The organism is Cylindrospermum stagnale PCC 7417 (assembly GCF_000317535.1).
GTDB lineage: Bacteria > Cyanobacteriota > Cyanobacteriia > Cyanobacteriales > Nostocaceae > Cylindrospermum > Cylindrospermum stagnale.
Window position 1 is genome coordinate 327,898 of sequence record NC_019757.1, and the last position, 24,036, is coordinate 351,933.

19 protein-coding genes are annotated in these 24,036 nt (G+C 42.3%); 13 read left to right on the plus strand and 6 right to left on the minus strand.

The annotated features are described in order from the left end of the window. Positions 1 to 11: 11 nt before the first annotated feature. Both urtA and CYLST_RS01490 read left to right on the plus strand, forming a co-directional pair. Positions 12 to 1,310, plus strand: a complete 1,299-nt coding sequence (gene urtA, locus CYLST_RS01485) for an urea ABC transporter substrate-binding protein (RefSeq protein ID WP_041233366.1) — start codon at positions 12 to 14, stop codon at positions 1,308 to 1,310. A 17-nt stretch (positions 1,311 to 1,327) separates the two neighbouring features. Continuing rightward, entirely contained in the window at positions 1,328 to 3,463 is a 2,136-nt protein-coding gene (locus tag CYLST_RS01490) for an ATP-binding protein (RefSeq protein ID WP_015205935.1), read from the plus strand. A gap of 153 nt (positions 3,464 to 3,616) precedes the next feature. Here CYLST_RS01490 and CYLST_RS01495 read toward each other — a convergent pair whose 3' ends face one another. Then, entirely contained in the window at positions 3,617 to 4,753 is a 1,137-nt protein-coding gene (locus CYLST_RS01495) for an isopenicillin N synthase family dioxygenase (protein ID WP_015205936.1), read from the minus strand. A gap of 500 nt (positions 4,754 to 5,253) precedes the next feature. Here CYLST_RS01495 and CYLST_RS35680 point away from each other — a divergent pair, with 500 nt between their 5' ends. The 7 genes from CYLST_RS35680 (at position 5,254) to CYLST_RS32705 (ending at position 14,116) form a co-directional block, all read left to right on the plus strand. Continuing rightward, positions 5,254 to 6,771, plus strand: coding sequence for a hypothetical protein (locus CYLST_RS35680; protein WP_015205937.1), 1,518 nt, complete (start codon positions 5,254 to 5,256; stop codon positions 6,769 to 6,771). Continuing rightward, positions 6,768 to 7,193, plus strand: coding sequence for a hypothetical protein (locus tag CYLST_RS01505; RefSeq protein WP_015205938.1), 426 nt, complete (start codon positions 6,768 to 6,770; stop codon positions 7,191 to 7,193). Before CYLST_RS35680 ends, CYLST_RS01505 begins: the two co-directional genes overlap by 4 nt. Positions 7,194 to 7,389: 196 nt before the next feature. After that, entirely contained in the window at positions 7,390 to 7,767 is a 378-nt protein-coding gene (locus tag CYLST_RS01510) for a hypothetical protein (protein WP_015205939.1), read from the plus strand. A 503-nt stretch (positions 7,768 to 8,270) separates the two neighbouring features. After that, entirely contained in the window at positions 8,271 to 11,273 is a 3,003-nt protein-coding gene (locus CYLST_RS01515; RefSeq protein ID WP_015205940.1) for a DUF6861 domain-containing protein, read from the plus strand. 314 nt (positions 11,274 to 11,587) lie between these two features. Continuing rightward, positions 11,588 to 12,544, plus strand: a complete 957-nt coding sequence (locus CYLST_RS01520) for a hypothetical protein (RefSeq protein ID WP_157162506.1) — start codon at positions 11,588 to 11,590, stop codon at positions 12,542 to 12,544. Between the two features lie 224 nt (positions 12,545 to 12,768). Then, positions 12,769 to 12,993, plus strand: coding sequence for a hypothetical protein (locus CYLST_RS01525; protein ID WP_015205942.1), 225 nt, complete (start codon positions 12,769 to 12,771; stop codon positions 12,991 to 12,993). Between the two features lie 19 nt (positions 12,994 to 13,012). After that, complete coding sequence (locus tag CYLST_RS32705) at positions 13,013 to 14,116, plus strand: type III secretion system chaperone family protein (protein ID WP_015205943.1); 1,104 nt, start codon at positions 13,013 to 13,015, stop codon at positions 14,114 to 14,116. Positions 14,117 to 14,353: 237 nt separating this feature from the next. Here the strand turns inward: CYLST_RS32705 and CYLST_RS01535 are convergent, their stop codons facing one another. Further along, positions 14,354 to 14,869, minus strand: a complete 516-nt coding sequence (locus CYLST_RS01535) for a sterol desaturase family protein (protein ID WP_015205944.1) — start codon at positions 14,867 to 14,869, stop codon at positions 14,354 to 14,356. A gap of 955 nt (positions 14,870 to 15,824) precedes the next feature. Here CYLST_RS01535 and CYLST_RS01540 point away from each other — a divergent pair. Then, the gene (locus CYLST_RS01540; protein ID WP_015205946.1) at positions 15,825 to 19,028 is read left to right on the plus strand and encodes a GAF domain-containing sensor histidine kinase; all 3,204 of its coding nucleotides are present in this window, start codon (positions 15,825 to 15,827) and stop codon (positions 19,026 to 19,028) included. Between the two features lie 124 nt (positions 19,029 to 19,152). On the opposite strand, the gene CYLST_RS34040 is transcribed toward CYLST_RS01540, so the two are convergent. Further along, positions 19,153 to 19,299, minus strand: coding sequence for a hypothetical protein (locus tag CYLST_RS34040; protein WP_157162507.1), 147 nt, complete (start codon positions 19,297 to 19,299; stop codon positions 19,153 to 19,155). 323 nt (positions 19,300 to 19,622) lie between these two features. Here CYLST_RS34040 and CYLST_RS01545 point away from each other — a divergent pair, with 323 nt between their 5' ends. Together CYLST_RS01545 and CYLST_RS01550 are read left to right on the plus strand one after the other, a co-directional pair. Then, complete coding sequence (locus CYLST_RS01545; protein WP_015205947.1) at positions 19,623 to 19,859, plus strand: hypothetical protein; 237 nt, start codon at positions 19,623 to 19,625, stop codon at positions 19,857 to 19,859. Positions 19,860 to 19,872: 13 nt separating this feature from the next. Further along, positions 19,873 to 20,193 carry a hypothetical protein gene (locus CYLST_RS01550; RefSeq protein ID WP_015205948.1) on the plus strand — a complete coding sequence of 107 codons (321 nt, stop codon included), beginning with the start codon at positions 19,873 to 19,875 and terminating at the stop codon, positions 20,191 to 20,193. 186 nt (positions 20,194 to 20,379) lie between these two features. Here CYLST_RS01550 and CYLST_RS01555 read toward each other — a convergent pair whose 3' ends face one another. The 3 genes from CYLST_RS01555 to CYLST_RS01565 all read right to left on the minus strand — a co-directional run bounded on the left by CYLST_RS01555 (position 20,380) and on the right by CYLST_RS01565 (position 23,131). Beyond that, positions 20,380 to 21,294, minus strand: a complete 915-nt coding sequence (locus tag CYLST_RS01555) for a TauD/TfdA dioxygenase family protein (RefSeq protein ID WP_015205949.1) — start codon at positions 21,292 to 21,294, stop codon at positions 20,380 to 20,382. Between the two features lie 158 nt (positions 21,295 to 21,452). Continuing rightward, on the minus strand, positions 21,453 to 21,662 hold the full coding sequence (locus CYLST_RS01560) for a hypothetical protein (RefSeq protein ID WP_015205950.1): 210 nt from the start codon (positions 21,660 to 21,662) through the stop codon (positions 21,453 to 21,455). Between the two features lie 410 nt (positions 21,663 to 22,072). Next, positions 22,073 to 23,131 (minus strand): DMT family transporter, encoded by a 1,059-nt coding sequence (locus tag CYLST_RS01565; RefSeq protein WP_015205951.1) that lies wholly within the window; start codon positions 23,129 to 23,131, stop codon positions 22,073 to 22,075. Between the two features lie 253 nt (positions 23,132 to 23,384). Between CYLST_RS01565 and CYLST_RS01570 the strand changes: the two genes are divergently transcribed. Next, the gene (locus CYLST_RS01570; protein ID WP_015205952.1) at positions 23,385 to 23,765 is read left to right on the plus strand and encodes a hypothetical protein; all 381 of its coding nucleotides are present in this window, start codon (positions 23,385 to 23,387) and stop codon (positions 23,763 to 23,765) included. Positions 23,766 to 24,036 lie beyond the last annotated feature (271 nt).

A 24,036-nucleotide genomic window follows, 5' to 3' on the forward strand; every position in this document is an offset into this window, starting at 1 on the left:
ATTCTGGGAATATGTTTCAGCGAATCATCACAGGTAACTTGCAACTGATAAAACTTACGAATCAAAAAATTTTTATCTCAGTAATAACTTTTGGATTAGGACTAGCGCTATTTTTTTTGATTCATTCCCAGATCCAAATCTCCAAAAAACCGATTAAAGTTGGCGTTCTCCATTCCCTCAGCGGCACAATGGCAATTAGTGAAAAATCTGTTGTTGATGCTACCTTACTTGCTATTGAAGAAATTAACAAAAAAGGTGGTGTTCTCGGCAGAAAAATCCAGCCAATTATCGTTGATGGCAAATCTGATTGGAAGACATTTGCCAAAGAAGCAGAACAACTTATTACTCAAGAACAAGTCGTTACAGTCTTTGGCTGCTGGACTTCTGCCAGTCGTAAAACCGTTAAGCCTATATTTGAAAAGTACAATCATCTGCTGATTTATCCTGTCCAATATGAAGGACTGGAAGAGTCACCAAATATCATCTACACAGGTGCTGCACCAAACCAACAAATAATTCCCGCCGTCAAATGGTCTTTTGATAATTTAGGTAAACGGTTATTTTTGGTGGGTTCTGATTATGTTTTCCCCCGGACAGCCAACGCTATTATAAAAGACCAAGTCACTGCCTTACGTGGAGAAATTCTCGGTGAAGAATATATTCTTTTGGGTAAAAGTGATGTAGAATTTATCATCAAAAAAATTTTAGAAACTCAGCCAGATGTCATTTTAAACACAATTAATGGTGATAGCAATATTTCCTTCTTCAAAGCCTTGAGAAAAGCCGGAATTACTGCCAATAAAATTCCTACTATTTCATTCAGTATTGCTGAAGAAGAACTGCGCTCTTTGCCGAGAGAATATGTAGTAGGTGATTACGCCGTTTGGAATTACTTCCAGAGTATTGATGATCTAACAAATCATAATTTTATCAAAAACTTTAAAAAGAAATATGGTAAAAATAGAGTTACATCTGACCCCATTGAAGCAGGATATTTTGGGGTTTATTTGTGGGCGCAGGCGGTTGAAGATGCAGGTACAGATGAAGTGAATACTATTCGGGACTATATCAAAGATCAAAGTTTTCGAGCACCCGAAGGCGTTGTATATATAGATGCTGATAACCAACATACCTGGAAAACAGTTAGAGTTGGGAAGATCAAGACAGATGGACAATTTAAAATAGTTTGGAACTCAGAGAAACCGATTCGTCCTGTACCTTTTCCTCTGTCCCGTTCTAAAGCTGACTGGGAAAAATTCTTAACCAATCTCTATCAGGGTTGGAACAAACACTGGGCAAATCCTGGTTAATAAATGGAGGCGCAGATTTGAAAAGCAAAAAAATTGTTAATAAACTGCTACTATGGTTTTTATTAATTGCCTTAGTTCCCCTAACTTCAGTTACCTTTTTGAGATACTATATTGATAGTAATTCTCTCACAAAAGAAGTCAATAATAATTTGAGTTACATTGCACAAAGCAAAGCAAAACGACTTGAAAATTATCTCAATGAAAAGCAAAAAAATACCGCAGCTATTGCCCAAATGCCAAATATAATTGAGGCGATAGAACAATATCAAAAAGCTTATAAAAATTTCGGTATTAACTCACAAATATATCAGCAAGTAGATAAAAAACATAGACCTTTTATTAGTAATTATTTAGAAATATTTGGTTACTCTGATATTTTGCTAATATCTCAGTCTGGTGATGCTATTTTTTCTGTAAAACGCAGTAGGGAAGTTGGGACAAACTATTATCAAGGAAGTTATAAAAATTCGGAAATAGCGAAAATTTTTGACCGAGCTAAAACATTGATGCAAGTTGAAACATCCAACTTTAGTTATTACACAGCTATTAATAAACCCGCTGCCTTTATTGCTTCTCCTGTATTTAACAAAAATCTGATTATTGGTGTGGTAGTGCTGCAACTAAATAATCAAGAGTTTGATAAAGTGGTTAACGATTACACTGGTTTGGGCAAAACTGGTGAGACGATTGTGGGAGCAATAGTTGGTAAACGCATAGTCTTTACCTCTCCCACCAGACATGACCCAAAGGCAGCCTTTCAAAGAACTGTGCAGATTCGCCAGCCGCAATTACAGCCAAAGGTAGCCTTGGGAAAAATTGTGAAGATTCACCAGCCACAATTACATCCTCTTGACCAAGCAACTCATGGTACCAAAGGAATCGGTATTACTATCGATTATCGAGGTCAAGACACTATCGGTGCCTGGAGATATTTACCTTCTTTAAATGGAGGGATTTTGGTAAAAATGGATGTGGCAGAAGCCTTTGCATCCTTAAGAACCCTGAAAAATATAGCCATCATTTTAGGAATAATTACACTTTTTTTGGTGACATTTGCAGCTATTATCGTTGCCAAATCAATTTCTAAGCCAGTTATTGAACTCACTCAAGTTGTTAAAGAATTTGCTCAAGGAAATCTGCATAAACAAGCCCCAGTTTTTACTCGTGACGAAATCGGTCAATTGGCAGAATCATTTAATTGCATGGCAGAAAAACTGGAAGAATCTTTTGAAACCATCCAAATGCGAGAGCATGAACTGGCTATTGCCAAAGAACAACTAGAAGTCGTTTTAGCACAGTTGCAGCAAGAGGCACAACAACTAGCTGCTCAACTTGTGCAAAGCGAAAAAATGTCCAGCTTGGGGCAATTGGTAGCAGGTGTGGCACATGAAATCAACAACCCAGTCAATTTTATCTATGGTAACCTCACCCCTGCTAATGATTACATCCAAAATTTACTCAAATTGTTACAACTTTACCAGCAGCACTATCCCCACCCAGTCCCAGAAATCCAAAATGAGGCTGAAGAAATCGATGTTGATTTTTTAGCCACAGACCTGCCTAAGTTGTTGAGTTCGATGAAGGTTGGTGCTAAAAGAATTACAGAAATTGTGCTGTCTTTGCGAAATTTTTCCCGCTTAGATGAGGCAGAAATCAAAGCGGTGAATATCCATGAGGGTATTGATAGTACGCTGATGATTTTGGCAAATCGTCTCAAATTTACATCTGATCGTTTAGCAATTGAGGTTATTAAAGAGTACGACGATATACCATTTGTAGAGTGTTATGTTGGACAACTCAATCAGGTATTGATGAATATTCTGGTAAATGCAATTGATGCTTTGGAAGAGTCAATTGTCAGTGGTGATTGGTCAGAGAGCAAACCACAGATTCGCATTTGTACCGAACTCACTGGGGACAAAAAAGTGATTATTCGTATTGCTGATAATGGTCTTGGTATTCCTGAAGATGTGAAAACGCGATTGTTTGACCCCTTTTTTACTACTAAGCCCCCAGGCAAAGGTACAGGGTTAGGTTTATCTATTAGTTATAAGATAATCACTGAAAAACATCAGGGAAAATTACAGTGTATTTCTTCTCCTGGCAAGGGTGCAGAATTTGTGATTGCAATTCCCCTAAATCAATATACTTAATTTAAAAAAAAATCAAGCACTATAAAACTGTAGTCGCCTGCTAAAAAGATTTGATGGGTGGCTATAGTTTCTAGACCTCAGCACAGGTTGAAAAAAGATTTACTGGGAGTTGAGCAACTTCTGTAAAGGAGTATCTATTTGTTAGATGAAGCCCTAAAATATTGCGCGACGTAACTCTGGGAAGACTTTGGATACCTTGCTCAAGAGATAGTCGCCATAAGTTCCGCGAAAGTCATGAACACTAGACTGATCCCAGCGTTCTTTGCTGTCATCACTTTCTACCCTACCCAGTTTAATTGGCTTCACTTCTACGTCAAAGTTGGGGTCAAAAAAGAAGGGAAACGAAAGGCGATGTCTGGCTACAAGCTGTTTTGCGTCTACGCATTTCGCCAAATTTTGCACACGATGAGGAGTAGATTTATATAATCCTCCTGTCATGCGCTCAAGCATATCTCCAATGTTGCATACAAACGAACCAGGAATAGGAGGTGCAGCAATCCAGCCTGACTTGGATTTTACCTGCAATCCGCCTGAATCGTCCTGCTTGAGAATGGTGAGAACACCGTAATCGGTATGTTCACCCACACCCCATCTGGGTGTAGCGTCTGACGGGGCGAAATCAGGGGGATAGTTGAAGATACGGAATAATGTTAAGGGGTCTGAGGTGTAACGGTCAGCAAAGTAGGATGCTTCTAGCTCTAGGCTAAGGGCGATACCAGCCATTAGTGTATGTCCCAGTTTTGTCATGGCTGTCATATACTCCAGTACTGTCTCCCGGAATAGCGGAATATTGGCGGGGAAGAGGTTAGCACCGTGCATTGGTGTGTCAGCCTTCACAAGCGGGTGATCTTTTGCCAACTCTGCACCAAAATAGATGCCTTCCTTCAAGTCAGGTTTGCCAGATGTGAGTTCACCCCCCACCGGGAAATATCCCCGCCAAGCTTTACCACCTAAAGCCATGCGAATTTCTAGTTTGGTTTCCAAATCCTGGGCAAAAAACTTTTGGCTAAGTTGCTCTAGTTGCTGCTGCAAGTCTTCATCCACACCATGTCCGATGATATAGAAAAACCCGTAATCACGGCAGGCGTGGGCAATTTGGGATGCTGTTGCAGTGCGATCGCCGATTCCAGTTGCGATCGCTCTAACATCAATTATGGGAACCTGTGAAAACCCTTCTTCTACAACTTGCGAGATGGTCATGCTTTGGTTCTCCTCCTCTGCAATTCCTTTTGGCTCTATGGTTCGCCGCAACTCTTCTACTGACTTGTCTTTTGAAAGCAGCTTTTGCATCCTATTTCATATTTTATGACTTTGTGTGTACCTGCTATATAAATCCTAGACAAGAACACGAGATTATTACTATTAGCGATCTGCGCTTTTCCCAAGGGCGAAGGCAGCCGCGCTGGGTGCAAAGTACAAGCTGTTCGCGATCGCGATCGCACTTTGGTTTAAGGCTTTTTACCTGTTCGTAAGTCATATATACTCCCCCCTTTAACCTAATGAATCTTGATTTAAAAATTAAGCTTTTTTTCTTTTACTCAGAGAAAAATAGAAAAAAACAACACTGGGTATATACTGTGTTGCAAGACGGCAAAATATTTTCTATAAAGCTGTTGAAATTCAACGACTGAGTGAGTCAGCAGCGGAAAAATATAAGTCTAACGACTTGCTCGCGTTGTAGCTCGGTTGTGGTTATTAGTACTAATAAGTTAGCTAAGGATAAGGCGGAAATCATCAAAAGTGATATCTGGCAATAACTTGCAAAAACTTGGACTTCGAGAATTGGGTAAATGTATAGCGGGCAACACAGAACTTCCAAGAAATCTGCCAATTCCTCTGACAAAGCAGTACCTAGTCGGTTTGCACCGCGCGGCTTTGTCGTTCAGCCAAAAACTGAAGAAGTAGCGCCCCAACAAGACCAAACGCCAGATTTAGAGCCTCAACGAGAAGAGACAAAGCAGTATAAAGATGGCTTTATAGATTTCTCAAAACTTACACCCCGCCCTTCCCCAGCTAGGACACCAAGAATTCAGATGAAGCTTACCCGTCTTCAGCCTGGGGATATGTATCAGCAAGAGCCAGTCCCATCAAGCCCTATTGCTGTCCAGCCTAAAGCCAACACAGATTTATCCCCAGCCCAAAATACAACGTTGGAGCCATTCGACAAAGTCGAGGAAGTAGCGAATGAAGCTGTTGAAATCCAGCGTCTGAGAGAGCCGGGAGAGTCAGGGGATGACGGCTCTCACTCACCGAATGGGGGAATTATTCAACGTGCTTGCTCAGAGTGTGAAGCTGAAAAAGAAGAGAAAAAAGATACAGGAATCATTCAGGCTAAAGAACAAATAGCCGGTTTCAATAAAAACCTATTTAAACCATCACTGTTAAATAAACCAACTCATACCCTTCAAGCTAAAACCATTGAAGAGCAAAGTTCAAAAACTGCATTAAACAACAATAAAAATGAATTTTCACTGACAAAGCAATCACCTACCCCGCTTCCAGCTAAAGAAATTTCCAGTCAAAATCCTCAAATAGTCCAAATGATGCCCAAGGTCAAACCGGGCAGCATGACATTAAAGGAGGCACAACAAGCTCTAAAAAGACTTAATGGCGAACTGGGTTTAGAGTTAGCGCAAACAGCAGCCGATTTAGCTGGTTTAGCTGACCCAACACCGATTTCTGACGGCGTAGGTGCAGCTATCAGCATTGCCAGAGGTGATTATGTTGGTGCTGGGTTATCTCTCATCTCGATGGTTCCTTATGTGGGTGATGCAGCTGGTAAACCGATTAAAGCTGCTCGTAATGGCAAAAGAATTCTGAAACTCAGGAAGGAAATTGCTGAATTAATCAACAGGATTAACCACCTCAATCCTGGAGAGATTAAAAAAGCAGAAGAGATTAAGGGTGTTGTTTCAGAGCAAATGAAGAAGGCTCTCACAACTCGTAAAAGAATCGGAAAATCCAAAGGTATTAAGCATCCTGAAATATCAGCAGTAGCACCAGATTGGGGCAGTAAAGGCGCACATATAAAAGTGGGAGATAAAGGCGTCGAAATCGCAGTACGTCCTGGACAAAATGGTTCAATTGTATTAAAGTCAGTATTTAGTAAAAGATTTAAGAAAGAATATGTTGAAGAAGCAATTAAAGAAGGTAACAAAGCCTTGGAAGATCCTCAATTCAGAAAAAAGCTCTATGAAGCAGGAAGTCGTGCTTTGCAACAACTGAGTCGTAGCAAAGCTGAAATGGATAGAGCAAGAGCAGTTGAAATTCGGTTTTTGATGATAGCATTAAAGAAAAAGGGTCTATGATTAAAACAACACTAAAAGACTTTCTTCAATCCGGAAAATTAGGATCAGTTAGTTGCGATATCTCCCGTGATCAAGTTTGTCAATATTTAGGTGAATGTGAAGATTGTACAGAAAAAGCTAAACCAGAAATATGGAAGTATGGAAGTTTACAATTAGCATTTTGGAAAGGAATACTCAAATTTATAGGCATCTATTTTGAAGCAAATAAATTGCCGTTACCTGAAGCGCTGTGTATACAAGGCTATATGCCATCAGAGGAAACAAAAATAGATGATTTTAAAGAATATTTGTTAAAAGAAGGTCTGGATTTTCATCAAGATCCTGTTTTATCATTTGATAATCAAACTTGTTTGGTTGTTGACATAGGAGTGAATATAATTTTTGTCAACGATAAACTATACAGCATCCAGTATAAACAGTGATAAACTGCGCTCATAGCATATTATTTTTAAGCATTGGTTTTATTGCACATAACGGCAATCACTGCCTTTGTAGGTTAGGTTGAGGTACAAAACCTAACATATTTTATTGGTCTTAGTAACGCACCTGAAAAGGCACGAATGGTTCATTACATTCCTAATATACCCAACTGACTTTAAACTTGGAAAAGAGGTAAAAATGAAAGTTAATATAGGGTATCTATGCGATATTTTAGCAGGTATGATCGAGGCCCAGTATTGGGATAATCTACAGATAGAAGATTACTTAGGTTTTATTGAAGATTATCAACAGGTCACTGAAAGTCAACGTGATAATGATAATCGCGAAAACTTTAGGCAAGAGTTAAAAAGAGTTTTAAAGGCTATTTTAAATACTCCGAGTCTCGACTATGACGAAATATTCTTCCAAGGAGCAATGCATGGACTAGGAAGTCAAGACAAAGCAAAACGCTTATTTGAGTTAATATGGCGTGCGTTTTTTGGTGATGAAGATTGGCATGATGTTAATTTTTCCTCGGCGGAAGTAACTATTGTAGATGAACCATATAGTGGATAATATCAAGTATTTAAGCAGGAAAACAGAGAATTTTAGCACATCAATAGATAGCTTGGAAATCTGAATTTTTACAAAAAATTACCAATTTTATATGAATCTGTTACTGGTGCTGGGAATTTACTCAATGAGAAATGGACAACCTTAACTGATAAAGCATCACTTGGATGGACAAGCTTCCAAGGTAAGTTAGGAGAAGCACAAAACTGGGTTGGAGAAAAAGTTAATAACGCTACTACTTGGGCAACAGAAAAAGCAGGAGCAGCAACTAATTGGTTATCAGAAAAAGTTAATAGTGCTGGTGCATGGATTAATGAGAAACCGGAGGAGCATCCAGTTGGCTAGGGGAAAAAGTTAATAGTGCAAGCTCTTGGATAGGTGAGAAAGCCAGTAGTGCAACTGCTCAACTTAGTGAAAAAGCTAGTAGTGCCGGAACATTTATTGACGAAAAAGCTACTGGTGCGACCTCTTGGCTTGCCGAAAAAGGAAGCACAGCTTTTAATTGGGTGACACAAAAAGCTGAAGCTGCTAAAAATTCTCTCGCAGAAAAAGCTTCAAGTGCAGCTAACGCAGTCAGTGAAAAAGCTGGTTCTTTTGTAAGTGGATTACAAGCAAAAGGACAAAGCGCAGTTTCTGCTATCCAGTCCAAAGGAAGTTCGATTTTACAATGGCTTGGTGGTGCAGTTGGCTCTCTAGTTTCTGGAGTTCAAGAAAAAGCTGGTAGTGTTGTTTCTTGGTTAGGTGATAAAGTCTCTGGTGCTACGAGTTGGGTACAGGAAAAGAGTTCTAGTGCCGAGAATTGGTTATCACAAAAAGCTTCTACTGTTGGTAGCTTCATTCAAGAAAAAGGCTCTGGTGCGCTTAATTGGTTATCACAAAAAGCTTCTACTGTTGGTAGTTTCATTCAAGAAAAAGGCTCTGGTGCGCTTAACTGGCTGCAAGAAAAAGGCTCTGCTGTTGGTAGTTTCATTCAGGAAAAAGGCTCTGGTGCGCTTAACTGGCTGCAAGAAAAAGGCTCTGCTGTTGGTAATTTCATTCAAGAAAAAGGCTCCAGTGCCTTAAATTGGATATCAGAAAAAAATCCTAGTCTTGGTAAGTGGCTCAAAGAAAAAGGTTCTCAGGCTTGGAAGGGTGTGCAACGTCTAGGAGAGATGGGTAAAAATGCTCTCCAATGGGCTGGTGATGGGGTTAAAGCTGGTTGGGAATGGACAAAGAATAAAGCTACTGATTTTGGTAATTGGGCGAAAGATAAAGCATCGCAAGGATTAGCTTGGGCTAATGAGAATATCCTGCAACCGAGTATGAATTGGTTAGGGGATAAATGGGCAGGTGTTAAAGGATGGTTAGGAAAACATTACCCAGCAATTAGTGAATGGGGACATAAGATATTAGATTATGTTGGTTTAGCTGCTCCCTTTGTTGGTGCAGTAATTGGGGGTATTGGTGGAGGAATAGCGGGTTTTGCAGCAGGTGGTATAGGAGCAATACCAGGTGCGATCGCAGGTGCATCAGCAGGCTGGGCAGTAGGAGAAACTGTCAGTACCGTTGCCGATGGCATTAATACCGGTTGGTATCTGGGTGAATCTGGATATTATGCGTCACAAGGCGATAATGCCAAAGCGCAGGAAGCATTGCAGGGTGCGGCTTGGTCAAGTATGGGGTTAATCCCAGTTGTTGGTAATGTCCTTGGTAAGGGGGGTAAGAGTCTCGCTAAAACAGGTGTGGGGCGCTGGGGAGGAAAAGCCCTGGATTGGGCAGGAGAGGGCGTTAAGCGTGGAGCAGATTGGCTGAGTAATACTCATGCTGTTCGACAGGGAACCAAGGCTCTTGATTGGGCAGGAGAGGGCGTTAAGCGTGGAGCAGATTGGTTAAGTAATACTCATGCTGCTCAAGGAGGTAAGCAAGTACTCGGTTGGGGGGGTCAGCAAGCTAATCGTGGAGCAGAGTGGTTAAGTAATACTCATGCTGGTCAACGAGGTAAGCAATTCCTCGATTGGGGTAGCCAAAAAGCAGATCAAACAGCCAAGTGGTGGGGCCAACAACAAGAACTTGCTGAACAGGCTGCTAGACAGTGGAATCTACCAGGTGCTAAACCTCCTACACCACGTCCTGATGCACCAACATCTACACCACATCCTAAAACCCCGGATGTTGATCCTACCAATCCGGCAAGAGTAGAAAGTGAAGCTCCTGCTCCTAGAAATGCTGATAGTACAGCAGATATAAGTAATGCTAGACCTGACTCTCCTTCTGCCCGTGAGTCTAGTGTGAATGATAGTGGACGGATTGAAAGTCCTGAGTTAAGCGATCGCCAAATCAAAAATGAATTAGATCACCTCAAAAATAATCCAGAACTAATTGAAGGGACTGCTCCTAATCGGCGTGCAAAAATCGGCGAACACGAATGGAAGGAAAACCCCAACGGAACTTGGTGTCGTTACTCAAACGACCCAGTTTGCCTGACAAAACCAGCAGTCAATGAGCATCTCCCAGAGAAACCAGGTACAACTAGCTCTACATCCGAAGTTCTCCCAGAGAGGACTCCTCAGCAGCAAGCTGAAGAAATGTGGCAACAGCTTCAGACCTCCGATAAATCTTACAAGGGTGGCTACTCTAAAGAAGAGTTCATCAAGAAATATACTGAGGATGGTCAGGCGTTCAACCCTGAAACACGAGCATGGTACAGCTCAAGTAAAGAAGCCAGAGTTCCTGAAAGATTCGCACCAGATGCCACCAGCGAGAACGTAATGCAAACGCTAACTGGTGAAGAAACCAATTCGTCTTTCAGAGCATATTACGAAAAGTTGAAAAGTGAAGGAATTGTAGACGAGAAAACCCTGCGAGAGCGCATTGAAAAGATGGATTTTCAGGGTAAGAGCGTGGATGATGTTCGCCATGTACTCAAGGAAGCATACCGTGACGAATTTCTCAAACGTATGACTTCCCCCGATATTGAGGCAATGAAGACAAAGTATCCCAACTTGCCTTGGAATGAGGCAAACAGTAATGCCTACGAGATGGCAAGCAACCAAGAAATGTTGAGGCTTACTGAAGGTCTTAACTCGTCTGATAGAGGAAACCTGGCGGAGGTTTGGTACAACAATGTGCATGGGCAAAATTCTGTAACCCATGTGCCAATCAATCAGACCGATCTGGCAGAAAAAGGTATTACAATCTCACAGGATCGGGTTATTGATGCAATTGATGGCAATACATTACGCGAACAAAAGACTATTGCAGGTGAGCTTGGCGATCGAGATAAACAGCAGTTTAGAGACTTTATGCAACTAGTAAGCCAGGAGATATCAGGAAAAGATGGTCAGATACACACAATTAATGAGGTGAGATATACTTTTACAGATCCAAGAGGCGTTGAGGCAAATGCAAGATGGATGTATAACACACTGAAAGGTTCTGATGACCTTTCTTTTGAGATTTTCACCAGTACAGGTGAGCGAAAAATAATAACAAGCAAAAATAGGGAAGAGTTGAAAGCATTTATCAAGTAAATCTTTAGGCAAAGAAACAATACATCATTATCTAAATCATGACAGCATAAATTCATCCTCGTTTATCCTTTTAGGGAGGAAAATAATTTCCGCTTCTTCAGATACCCTTATGGTATTTTTGCCAATGCCAGCCAAAATTTTCGTAGACTCTTATTTTGGCGAAGGTATTGATATCAGGAAGACGTTTATAATTGTTGGTAGGAATTTCCTTGTGTGGATTTGCTCAGAAATACTTTATATTTATATGCCATAATTACTTTATACATTAGATATAATTAGAACAATTGCAATATAAACTATACAAAAAACCATTTATGACGAACATGAATCTGTCTGTAAGTCTGGCAGGCTCAGACAAAATGGCACTCCTACGTTCTGTTCAGGACTTACCATCATTCAAAGAAAAAAAACCGAATCAGATCATAGTAGATGATCGGGAAAAAAAAGTAACTTTAGATTGGTTCGACAAATGGGCTGTTACCTGCAAGCGAGATATCATTCTCTATTGGGGTGACAACGAAGAAGAGTTTATTATCTTTGATCAAATTGGCATGGTCAAAGCTGGAATCCACCAATTTCCACGTGATGCTCAAACTGTACTGACCTTGCTTTCATCATTACCTTGGACAGTTGCAGCATTCAGGAACATACATGATAATTGGTTCGCACCTGATAATAGGTATAGAGGTACAGGTTTTGGAAATTTGCACTTTTCTCATGGTTGGGGTTGCGCTTTCAAAGGGGAAGGACACCAAAGATTGGTTTCACGGCGCTGGCTGGAATTTGGCCCCTGGCGTTTGCTCCGTGGTGCTAATGACACCTCACTCGTACAATTCCATGATTTAGAGGCAGATAGTGCTACTGCTCTTGAGCAAGCGAAGGTGGGACATGAGCGCATGGGTATCTCTTCTCTTGGTGGTTACATTCAGACTAACTTCGTATATACCCAAAACCTTAGTGGTCTCTACGATTTTAAGCAACGTAAGCTGAAAATGATTGTGCATGGTAGGGATGTCTCCCAGCGAGAAATGCTAGAACTTTGTGCTGCTCGTTATTATCAAACATTGGGGCCTACACAACCACTAGACAGTATTGCTTACATATTTATGGAGGAAGTAAAAGCTCGGGAACATCTGCATGAGTTATGGTTACGTGAATTGGAGTGCTGGGCATTCATTAACGGTCTTGAAGTCCGGCTGGATACAGACTACAACCCCATCCCAAACAAGCCGGAGTGGGTACGGAAACTTGAAGAACAACATGCAACATAATCATTGGCTCACAGGGTATTGATCTCGAAAATTTTAGTTTTACCTTGTGAGCTTTCCTGCAACAACTTCTCAGTTTTAAAGCATCCTTTTAGAGAACCAATTTAAAGCATGATTTGAACAACGAGCCGCTAATTTTGAGGCAAGTGATGAAAAAGGAATTATTTACAGATTTACTAAATAAATGATAAAGTAATTTTAAATAATATTAATTAATCGCAATAATTATGGAAAACCAAATCGACCAAAACCAAACCCCCTCTAAAAGATTGCAACAAGAATACCAAGAAGCTTTGTTAAAGTCTGGTATTCAAGCGGCTAATTTACTTAATGAGTTAATCGAATTAAAAATTATGCCAGACCCCCGTGCTAAAGAAATGGCTGATGTGGCTCTAGAAGTGATTAAACTAATTAATTCTGCACCAGAAGAAGTTGTTAAATTTAAACAATAAAACTACCAACCAATTTTAAATGAATCAGCAAGCTATTGGTAGTTCAAGTATATTTGAGCTAATTATCAATTTTTTTAAAGAAGATAATTGGTCGTTTGAGGAGATAAAATCTGAATCTGCCTTACAAATGACTTTTCAAGGTAAAAGTGGTAGATGGAATTGCTACGCTCAATCTAAAGAAGCGCAGCACCAGTTTATCTTTTACTCTGTTTGTCCCATTATAGCCCCGGAATCTTGGCGTTTAGCTGTATCAGAATTTATTGCTAGAGCAAATTATGGATTGACTATTGGAAACTTTGAAATAGATTTTAGAGATGGGGAAATTCGCTACAAAACCAGTATTAACCTTGAAAGCGACAGACTCAGCTTTATCTGTATCAAGGATTTGGTGGATACCAACCTCCAGATGATGGATAAATATTTACCAGGAATTATGTCTGTAATTGCTGGTGATGTTTTACCTGAATTTGCTATTGAGCAAATTGAAGGATTTCAATATTTACCACAATCTGCATCTGAAGAATTTTTAGGTTTAATACACATTGATAACAAAGAAAAATTAGCAGTTAACCCATTATCTCAAACGGATGAACAGAAACAGGAAAAAAGACTTGATAAGGAATCTCACATACTAGCAATATTAACACCAGAGGAAATTGCTCAATTTCATCAAGTATCGCAGATGGTAGCACCCTATCAACGGAAACAAGCTCAAGCGATAACTGAGAAACTTAAAAATGCAGTTATTGGGAGATTAGGGGAATTAGAAACGGAAGCATTTACAAGAGCATCTACTTTTTTTACAAAGGTAAAATTAGAGGCTAAAAATTTTAAATTAATCCAACGTTATTCAGGACTAGCGGGACGGACAAGATTACTTTTGCAACGTCTCAACAATTGGAGTGAGCAGCATGGGGAACTACCAGCGAATTCACAAGTAAAGATAGCCCTAATAGAGTTGGACAATCTATTTTGGTGTATTGATGAGCGTCTGCAAGAACTACCAGCAGATAAATTCGAGGGGAGAAAAGAGGTTGAACTGTTAATTGAAATCGAAGAATTTAGAGAGAAGTTAGCCTTTTATGAGAAATATATTGCACCTAGTGCATCGGGGAAAAAATAACTAACCAGTGGGGTTCAACTCGAAAGCTTGTGGAATCTACTTTTTTAATTAATAACATGTTAATTTTTAATTCCGAGAAAGCGGCACTAGCCCTAACGACTGGAAGTTGCGGCTATAAAAACAAAGTCTGCCTGCCTTTCCTCCTTCATTTAATGAATCAAATAGGGTTGCTATATATGAGGATTGTAGAGCGAGTAGAGACATAGCATGCAATGTCTCTACAACTTGCTATTAACCCTAGCTAGACACGCGAGGAACAGAAGAGTAACGCAGGTGAACCCTTAGCAAGCGTAGCCAACGCATCCATGCTTTAGCGGGTTGCTCAAAGAAGGTGAAAATATCACCAAAACCAAAGTTAGTTTTTTGGTGGTGTAGCCAGTGTTGTTCAGGAGTAGTGATGAATAGAATCTGGCAAAAAATAGCTACGGCTTTTGGAGTTTGCCAACCTAAGGCTACTACATGTCTCCACCACACATGAAACTGACCGAGCAGTAGTCCAGAGATAACGCCAATGGGAGAGAAAGTCCACAGTACTACTGCCATAAGCAAGTAAGGCAGGGCACCTAAGATACCATCTAAAAGTACCTGAGGATTTAAGGTCAAAATAGCGTAGTGGCGAAAGTCCTTCTTCCAGGAGTGGTGCGTTGTCAGGTGGAGGTTACCAAAAACGTGCTCAGGTACGTGGTAACAGAAAGTCGAGAGAAAATCGCCAAAAAACAGTAATAGCCAAGCAGTAGCGATAGCCTCAAGCATTTATACTCCTTAAGTTTACTAAGAAAACTCCACAGAGAAAAGTAGCCAAACTTGATGCTGAATCAAGGCATAGCGTGGTTGAGCATCTCGCAATCAAGGACGGCATAGACTGGTATTGTCCTTAAAGAAGGTTTACACCAAAGCCTCTACAAACAGAAACGAGAAGCTGCTTTGCCTGTTATGTGTCTATGCTTTACTTGGGTCTGCTCAATATTTATACAGGTGGGGAACTAGCAGTTTCATCAATTTACGATCCTTAATTGCAGTACACAGTAACTGTTGAGAGTCTGCCATCTGGTTTTTGGTTCTGGGTTGATGGAAATAATACGTCTACACCCCGATGGGAATACCGTATTTTACCATAGTTACTCCACAATTTTCTGACTAAGGCATACGTGATTAGCAAAGGTTGAGTTAAAACTGGTACAAATTTAGGTTAAGTTTTCTCTACTAACCAAATGCATGGCTTTATCAAAGTGTTGCACCTAAACTTGGTGATGAGCGATGGTGCATCGCAGCGGAAGCAAAATAACTCACCTATGCAGACTTCTAAAGATCAGGGGTTTAAATACGTGCAGGTGGCTGTTGTTTGTGTATCTACATCACGATTCGTTTGAGACTGGCGCCATAGGTGATTTTACCCTGAATTATGCACTCGCTTTTTATAGCTATCTATGCAGTATTCATACTCAGTTAAAAGACTACTGTGACTAGATTTAGTTGGCGTAGGTTTTTGGGCGCATTTGTGTCTGAACCAGGCTATGGTATTTGGGCACGTGTTGGTAGCAACTTTGGGCCGCTTAAGGCCTCTGAAGAGTCGCTTGATGCTAGGCTTTTTGAGGATGTCCGTCACGTTTAGCTGATTCAGTTTTCGTTTCAAGTTTCATTTCAACCTGTGCTCGGAAAAATAAACAAGGGAATACTAAAAGTAGGTATTTCATTTTCCTTACACTCTATGACAACGAACAGTTATGAAATGTCAAACCTCTTAGACTTGCAAGAGTGTCACAACCAGCTACAGCTAGCAGTTCAGTACCAAAAAATCTTGGCGAGAATTCAGGCTAAGATTCGCGCATCTGTAAACTTAGAATCCCTGTGTTCGACTTCTTGTCAAGATATTGGTCGGCAATTGAAGATTGAGCGGGTGGCAATTTACCGCTTCAACCCTGACTGGAGCGGTAGTTTCATCAATCGTTTTGGCTTTGCAGAACCTCCTTGGGATACACTGACTGCCTTTGGTCAGGACTTGGTGTGGGAAGATTCACATTTGCAAGAAACCGAGGGAGGCCGATATCGCAAAAATGAACCGTTTGCCGTGGCTGACATTTTCGATGCAGGGCATTCTCGTTGTCATATTGAGGTGTTAGAACAGTTTCAGATTCGGGCGTATGCGATCGCGCCGATTTTCATTGGTGCCAAACTTTGGGGAATGCTTGCAGCCTATCAACACACTGCTCCTCGGCAATGGTATTCTCAGGAAGTCGAATTCTTAGCGCAAGCTGCCAGCCATATCGGCGTAGCAATGCAGCAGGCAGAAATTTTAGAACAAACCAAACAACGCACAGCAGAACTGCAAGATGCGATCGCGCGGCAACGTGCCTTGACGGAAGTGGTGGGGAATATTCGCTCGTCTCTGAACACCGAAATTATTCTCAACACTGCCTGTCAAGAACTCTGCAAACTTCTGAAACTAGAGCGGGCAGCGGTTTATCGCTTCAATGAAGACTGGAGCGGCGAATTTATTAGCCAATTCGGCATAGTCGAGGCACAATGGGATAGAATCAATCCCTTTGGCACAAATTTGGTTTGGGAAGATACCTATCTCCAAGAGACAAAAGGCGGGCGCTACCGCAATAACGAAAGTTTTGCTGTCAATGACATTTACCAAGCCGGTCACTCACGCTGTCACACCGACATTCTGGAGCAATTCAAAATTCGTGCCTATGCCTTAGCGCCCATCTTCATCGGGACAAAACTGTGGGGAATGGTTGCAGCGTATCAACACTCTGGAGCACGCCAATGGGCAAATTACGAAGTTGAGTTCCTCGGACAGGTGGGGGCACAATTGGGAGTCGCGATTCAGCAAGCCGAGAATTTAGCTCAGTCGAAACAACAGGCGAATGCTCTCCAAGATGCGATCGCCCGGCAACGAGCACTGACTGAAGTAGTGGGGAAAATTCGCTCCTCCCTAGATATTGATTTGATCCTGAAAACCACTTGTCAAGAAGTGTGTAAAATGCTGCGAGTTGAGCGGGTCGGCGTTTATCGCTTTAATCCAGACTGGAGTGGCGAATTCGTCAGCCATTTCGGCATGGTTGAGGCACACTGGGACAGCATCAATCCCTTTGGCAAAAATCTCGTTTGGGAAGATACCCACCTGCAAGAAACCAAAGGCGGACGCTACCGCAACAACGAAAATTTTGCTGTAGAAGATATCTACCAAGCCGGACACTCTCGCTGTCATCTAGAGATTTTAGAGCAGTTCAAGATTCGCGCCTATGTGTTGACCCCAATTTTTGTAGGACGGAATCTGTGGGGATTGCTGGCTGCCTACCAACATTCTGCACCGCGCCAGTGGGATAGTGTTGAAGTAGAATTTTTGGGACAAGTTGCCAGTCAACTCGGAGTGGCACTGCAAAGTTCTAAAATGGTGACCCAAATCCAAACTCGCGCTGACGAACTGCAACAATCGGCTGAACAGCGGCGGATTTTATTTGATCTGGTCGTCAAAATTCGTGAATCGTTGGATTTAGAAACGATCTTGAAGACTACAGTCCAAGAAGTGCGCCGATCTTTGCGCGCGGATCGAGTCGGCATCTTCCGCTTTGACTCTGATGTCGGTTTTTGCAGCGGTGAATTTATCGCTGAAGACGTGCTACCCAAATTCGATTCTGCCCTCGCCGTGAAGGTGCAAGACTATTGCTTCGGCGACCAGTACGCGCCGCAATATTGCCAAGGGCAAGTGCAAGTAATATCTGATGTCAACAGCGTTGGCTCCAAGGTACCTCATCTTGATGTGATTGAGCGATTCCAAGTCAAAGCGCAGATTATTGTCCCGTTGATGGAAGGTGACGAACTGTGGGGGTTGTTGTGCATTCACCAATGCACCCATGCGCGTCATTGGGAAGAGACTGAATTGGAATTTGTGACCCAAGTGGCAGCTCAACTCAGTGTAGCGCTGCGTCAAGCCAACTTGTTCCAACAGTCCAGTTTGCTGGGTCAAACTCGTGAAGAAGCCAATCAACTTGCCCAGACACTGAATGAGCTACGTACTGCCCAAATGCAAATTATCCACGCTGAAAAAATGGCCAGCTTGGGGCAACTAGTGGCAGGGGTTGCCCACGAAATTAATAACCCGATTAATTTTATCCACGGTAACTTGGAACACGCCCACCAATACACGCAAGAATTGCTTCGCTGTGTGGAGCTTTATCGGCATCATCATCCCAATGTCGCCCCAGAATTACAAGATTTTATCAAGAAAGCAGAAATAGAGTTTTTGTTCGACGACTTACCTAAATTATTCCAGTCGATGAAGGTCGGTACTGATCGCATTCGTGAAATTGTCAATTCTTTGCGGAACTTCTCGCGTTTAGATGAAGCCGACTTCAAGGCAGCAAATATTCACGAAGGCATCGACAGCACGTTGATGATTTTGCAAAACCGCTTGAAGCCATCAGCCGATAGCCCCACCATTCACGTGAGCAAAGATTATGATACGTTACCTCTAATAGAATGCTATCCCGGTCAGTTGAATCAGGTATTTATGAATTTGCTGTCCAATGCCATTGATGCCTTAGAAGAGCGAAACACGCAGCGATCGCTGCGGGAGATCGCCGCAAACCCCAGCGAAATCCGAATTTCTACCTCCCTGCTCAATAAGGACTGGTTTGCCATTCGGATTACTGACAACGGACTCGGCATGAATGAAGAAGTACTCTCTCGACTGTTTGATCCATTTTTTACCACCAAGGTTGTTGGTAAAGGCACAGGGCTAGGGCTTTCTATCAGCTATCAAATTGTGACAGATAAACACAACGGCAAGATCTATTGTCAATCTGAACTCGGCAAAGGCACAGAGTTTGTGGTTGAGCTGCCGATTCGTCAGGCGACAACTAAAAAACCAGTAGCAAAAGTCAAGGTGTCAGAACAGGAATAAGCAAGCAGGCAAAGTGTTAACCTTCCCCGGTCTAAAAACACGGGGATTTCAAATGTTAGCAATTGTTAGCATTTTTGGATCGGAAGCGACAGTATCGCCAGAGGGAAAGAAAGGAGAAACGGTTTTAACCGCCATGAATCTTAATTAATTGATCTATTGCTTCTCTCAACAATCCCTGCCATTTTGGAATTGTTTTTCGCTTTTCTGCCTTCCCTTGGGAAAAACCTGGACTTTCATTGGTAAGCCAACGCTTGTTGGCGGCTTTCATCATCTCGTTTTCAACCGAAATATTGGGTTATGCCCCGCGCAGCGCCGAGTCTACCCATTTAACGACGAGATTTTGGATAAGGCTGACCAATGAAAGGATAACTTTAATGAAACCCTTTTTTCGACTTGATTCATAGAGGTATTTTTTCTAAGTACATTTTTGGGCATATTGGCAGCAAAAAATGCTATACACAAAACCTCTACATCTCTGGAGCGTGTCAGGTTAAACTCTCGAATTGTGTTGATTAATTAATCTTCAGGAGCAAAACTAGGCACAAATTGCAAAACCATGCAAATATAAAGAAAATATTAAAAAATCAAAAGCTCATGATAACTGCCAAAATAATCCAACAAGTCTGGGCTGTGATCGAGTCTACTCAAGTTAGCACTCTTCTCCACTTTGACGATACAGCCTTAGTACAATTGCTCCTTCAGCAGTTAAAAGTCAAGCAGGGGATTGAGTGCCCGGCAGATAGCAGCCTTAAAACTTACATTAAATCTAAACTGCCACTAATTCGCGACACAGCTGAAGGGCGATTATCCTTCGGGCAAGACAATCATTAACACGAGTAACCGAATGATTGCTGAGAGCCAAATATTTTCGAGAAAATTCGACCAGTACGACATGATAAATCACTGGCTAATAATTGCCCTGGTAGCTTATCTAATAGGAGCGGCGATGGAAGGGGCGAGTACAGCCAGTCAGCTATTTAATTCAGCACCAGACCTAATTAAAGGCAGACAAAACAACCTTTCAGAGCCTGCCACTCCACCCACTACAAGTTGGCAAGTTGTCGCCGCCATTGCCTCGGTAAGTATATGCGGGGCTTTCTGCTGGCCCTGTCGCCTGTTCCACCGTTCAATTAAAGGGGATGGGAAAGATGGGCAGGCAAAATAAATACCTTGTCTACTACCCCCTTCTTTTTAGAGCGAGTTAAGCACTATCTCACAGCAAAAATTGGCTTGCTATTAGCAGTATAGCCTGTGCTCAGTGCATTGATTGCCCCGATAGCTGGTGCACTGCCAGACCGTTTGGGAACTCGGTTAGTTGTACCGCCAGGAAGGATTTTCTACCCAATGCCTTTTAAGCTGCGATCGCTACGCGTGAGGTATATGCAGAAGAGTCTCCTTTAACAACCTCACTATGTTTGCCGTCAATGCTGACTGGGATATCGCCGGAAATTGTCACTCGCTGAACATGTCGAGGCTGGTTGCCGTAATCAGCGATCGCATAATGTTGAGTAGCGCGGTTGTCCCAAAACGCCACGTCTCCCACTTGCCAACGCCAGCGAACTGTGTTTTCAGGACGCGTCACATAGGACTGCAACAGTCTGATCAAGTCGTTTGATTCAGTTTCAGATAAGCCACGGATTCGATGAACGAAACCACCGATGAAAAGTCCACGCTCGCCGGACTCAGGATGGATGCGTACGACCGGATGAATAGTCTCATATACCGTCGATGTGAAGACAGACCGATAAGCTCTAACCTCTTCAGTCAGGTCAACTGCGGCTGCCGCATAGTCATAGGCGTTGCTGTGGACAGCCCAGAGTTGGTCAGCGATATTACGCAGATGGGGTGGCAAATCCTGGTATGCAGTCACCGAGTTTGCCCAGATAGTGTCGCCTCCAGATCTGGGGATGATCAGCGCCCGTAAGATAGAGCCGAGAGGGGGGCGGTCTACGAATGTAACATCCGTGTGCCAGTTGTTGGCGCGGGCGACAGTTCGTCCATAATCCAGGTCGAGGACTTCTGGGTGTCCTGGGAGCGACGGTACTGTGGGATGGGCCGTGGTGACCTCACCGAACCGGCGAGCAAAGGCGACCTGCCCGTTGGCGTCGATCTGCTGGCCACGGAAGAAGATCACCTTGTAATAAACTAGGGCTTTGCGAATCTCGCTAATGATGCTGTCGCTGAGGTCAGCACTTAAGTCAACACCTAGGATCTCAGCACCGATGCGTCCTGCAACTGGTTGGATGTCAAAGTAGTTATAACTCATTGTTTTTCTGTCTCCAGTTCGTTAGTAGTGATGATTTACGGAATTAGATGTTTTAGAGTTTTGACAGCTGCCTTCAGATCGGTGGCGATCGCTCGCTCATAATGAAAAAATCAAACTTTAATACCTGACAATCCTGAACGCACACTTGTTTTTTTCTATTAATTTGTACTTTTTATTGTAAGTAAAATTACGGTCACCATGTTGCCCACTGATGGAAAGCCTGTATTCTGGATGCTCAGGATGGCTTGAGCCAGAAGTGTTGACCTTCTCTCAGGTAACCGATTCAATCCTTGAGGTGCAACCACTTCACTCACTGCCAAACCCCCTGGGATATTGGGGTCAACAATCACAGTACGTATTTTGCTCATCAGGTTGCCGGCTATCTAATTGGCGATCGCGCCACCGCTGCTGCTTTAGTGCAGATCGCATTTTTGTCTGCAATAGGTCAAGTGAATATGTGACCTAGTCTTTCCTGGCTTTGAACCCCTTTGACGAAGTCAACTGTAGTCAACAAACTACGGTAACTCGATAGATATTTAGTAATATCTGGTTAAAAAAAAACTAACACAAGACAACCCTAAGAAGCAAGCCTCTAAAAAAAATTGTGCAGCAGCGTTAAGCTAGTCAATAGTAGAAACGGAAATAATCACATCTTGTCAGTAGCTACTCTTAGACTAAAGACAAGGTAAACGAGAAAGAGCTTCTTCCTCCTTAGTCCTTTATTCGTCAGCTATTCAGGCATTTTCTTAAACTTGGTAAGTCCGAAAATATTTTGGGGTTAAATCCCCTTGAATCCCATACCAGCTTCTATCTGATGTTCAACTTGAGCAGAACTCACCAAGCTTTGAGCATCTCTGCGAGAACTCTGACGCCTAATACCAACTTGGCTCAGGAATATGCCAACTAAAATCAAGCTGCCGCCGACATATTGAGCTAGGGTAGGGGCTTCGCCTAAAATCAAATAAGCAGCTATGATGCCTACGATTGGGGTAAAAGAGCCAACTAAAGAAGCAGCAGACACAGTGCAATATCTCAAGCCTTTGAGCCAAAATGACTGGCCGATCACCACAATCACAACACCATAGACAAGCATCCACTGCCAGAGAAACGGTGAGAATACTTCCATAAAATGGTGTTTGCCATAGAAAACTAAGGCAATGAAGAAAAATATTCCACTTCCTAAGGCAGTACGAAAGATATTGAAGATTCCTAGCGGGATATCAGAGAGGTATCTTTTGACAAGAATCGTTGAAGCTACGGAAATCAAGGCGGCTACTGCTGCTAGAAGTTCGCCTATACCTACTTTCAAACCTGCCATATTCATCATGTCTGCCCCTGGGGACTGAAGAATAATAGTCAGGGTAACACCAACAAAAGCAGCGATCGCACCGACAACTTCCCAAAAACCTACCCGTTCTCTCAGCAACCACACCGATAAAGCCATAATCAGCGGCGGTTCCAAACGTCCGACTAAAATAATGTTATTGACTTCTGTTAGTTCCAGTGCCCGGAAAACTAATCCAGGTGCTGCTGCTCCAGAGAGAATTGCTACCACTGTTAAAGCTAACCATTCCTGTCGGGAAATTTGCTTCAAATTAGCTTTGTTCCACTGTCGCCCATAGATCATAATCAGCACTATCAAGGCGCACAAGTTGCCTACAAACAAAACATTACACAGAGAAATCGGATTGCGACCACCAATGAAGTGTTGGGCACCGATTTCTGTCAACTTGCGGGTAACTGCGCTAGATGCTCCAAAAATTAGGATTGCTAGCCAGAGATAGGTTTGACCTGGAATTTTGCGGATAAGACGATGCCATCTTCTCGGTCTGGTCACAATAACACCACTGCAAAAATACTATCAACTATACTCGGCTTCCCTGATTAATTTAGGGTGAGGTGAATCTGAGAAAACACTGAAGAAAGGTAAAAGACATGACAGCATCACAATTTCCTGAGAATCTGCTGAGTTGAAACTAAATTTTCTCACGGGATAAATTCAGACAATTCATGGCTTGGGTTCATATCAGCTTCAGTAGCTGATGGGATGCTGCGGACAGTCAAGAAAGTCAACTCCTCAGGAAAAACAAATGAAATTCGCCTCTTCTCTGCTCACAAGTATCGCTTTAGCTGGTATGTTGACAGTCTGGGATGTTCCACTCAAAGCTGTGAATCCTTCATTAGTTCAAGCATCAGCCGCAGAAACTAAAGATGCTACAGGTTTGACAGTTCAACAGAAAATTGATTTGCTCATCAAGCATAAAGGTCAGTTTGGCAGTGGTGACGAGCTACGTCGTTTCTTTTTTGGTGACCTTGAGCCAATCGCCGTCCAACCTGGTGGTGCAGGTATGGTAGTCAACCTTTATAACAAAGCCAATAATGTCACGATCGCTTACTGCTCAACCTACGATGTGGTAATTGCCGTGAAAAAAGGCAAGGTGGCTAAGTTTGAAGCCAGTGAAGTGAAGTAACGGTAGGTTCGCTCATTTTTTTGCGGGTTGTTTGGAAAAACTCATTTAATATGAAGACGCCCAAAACTGTTGCTTAAATTTTGGGGACTCATATCTTCAAACCCTATTCCGTCGCCATTTCCTGCAACCCGGCGCAGTTTCGCCTGAAAAATAATAGTGTGGTTAGTAACTCCATACAATTGAGCATGGCAGATATTCAAAATCTGCCCTTGGCTTCAATAGTGATTAGCCATATCTGCGTTGAGGGCGATAGTCTCTTCCTACTTAAATT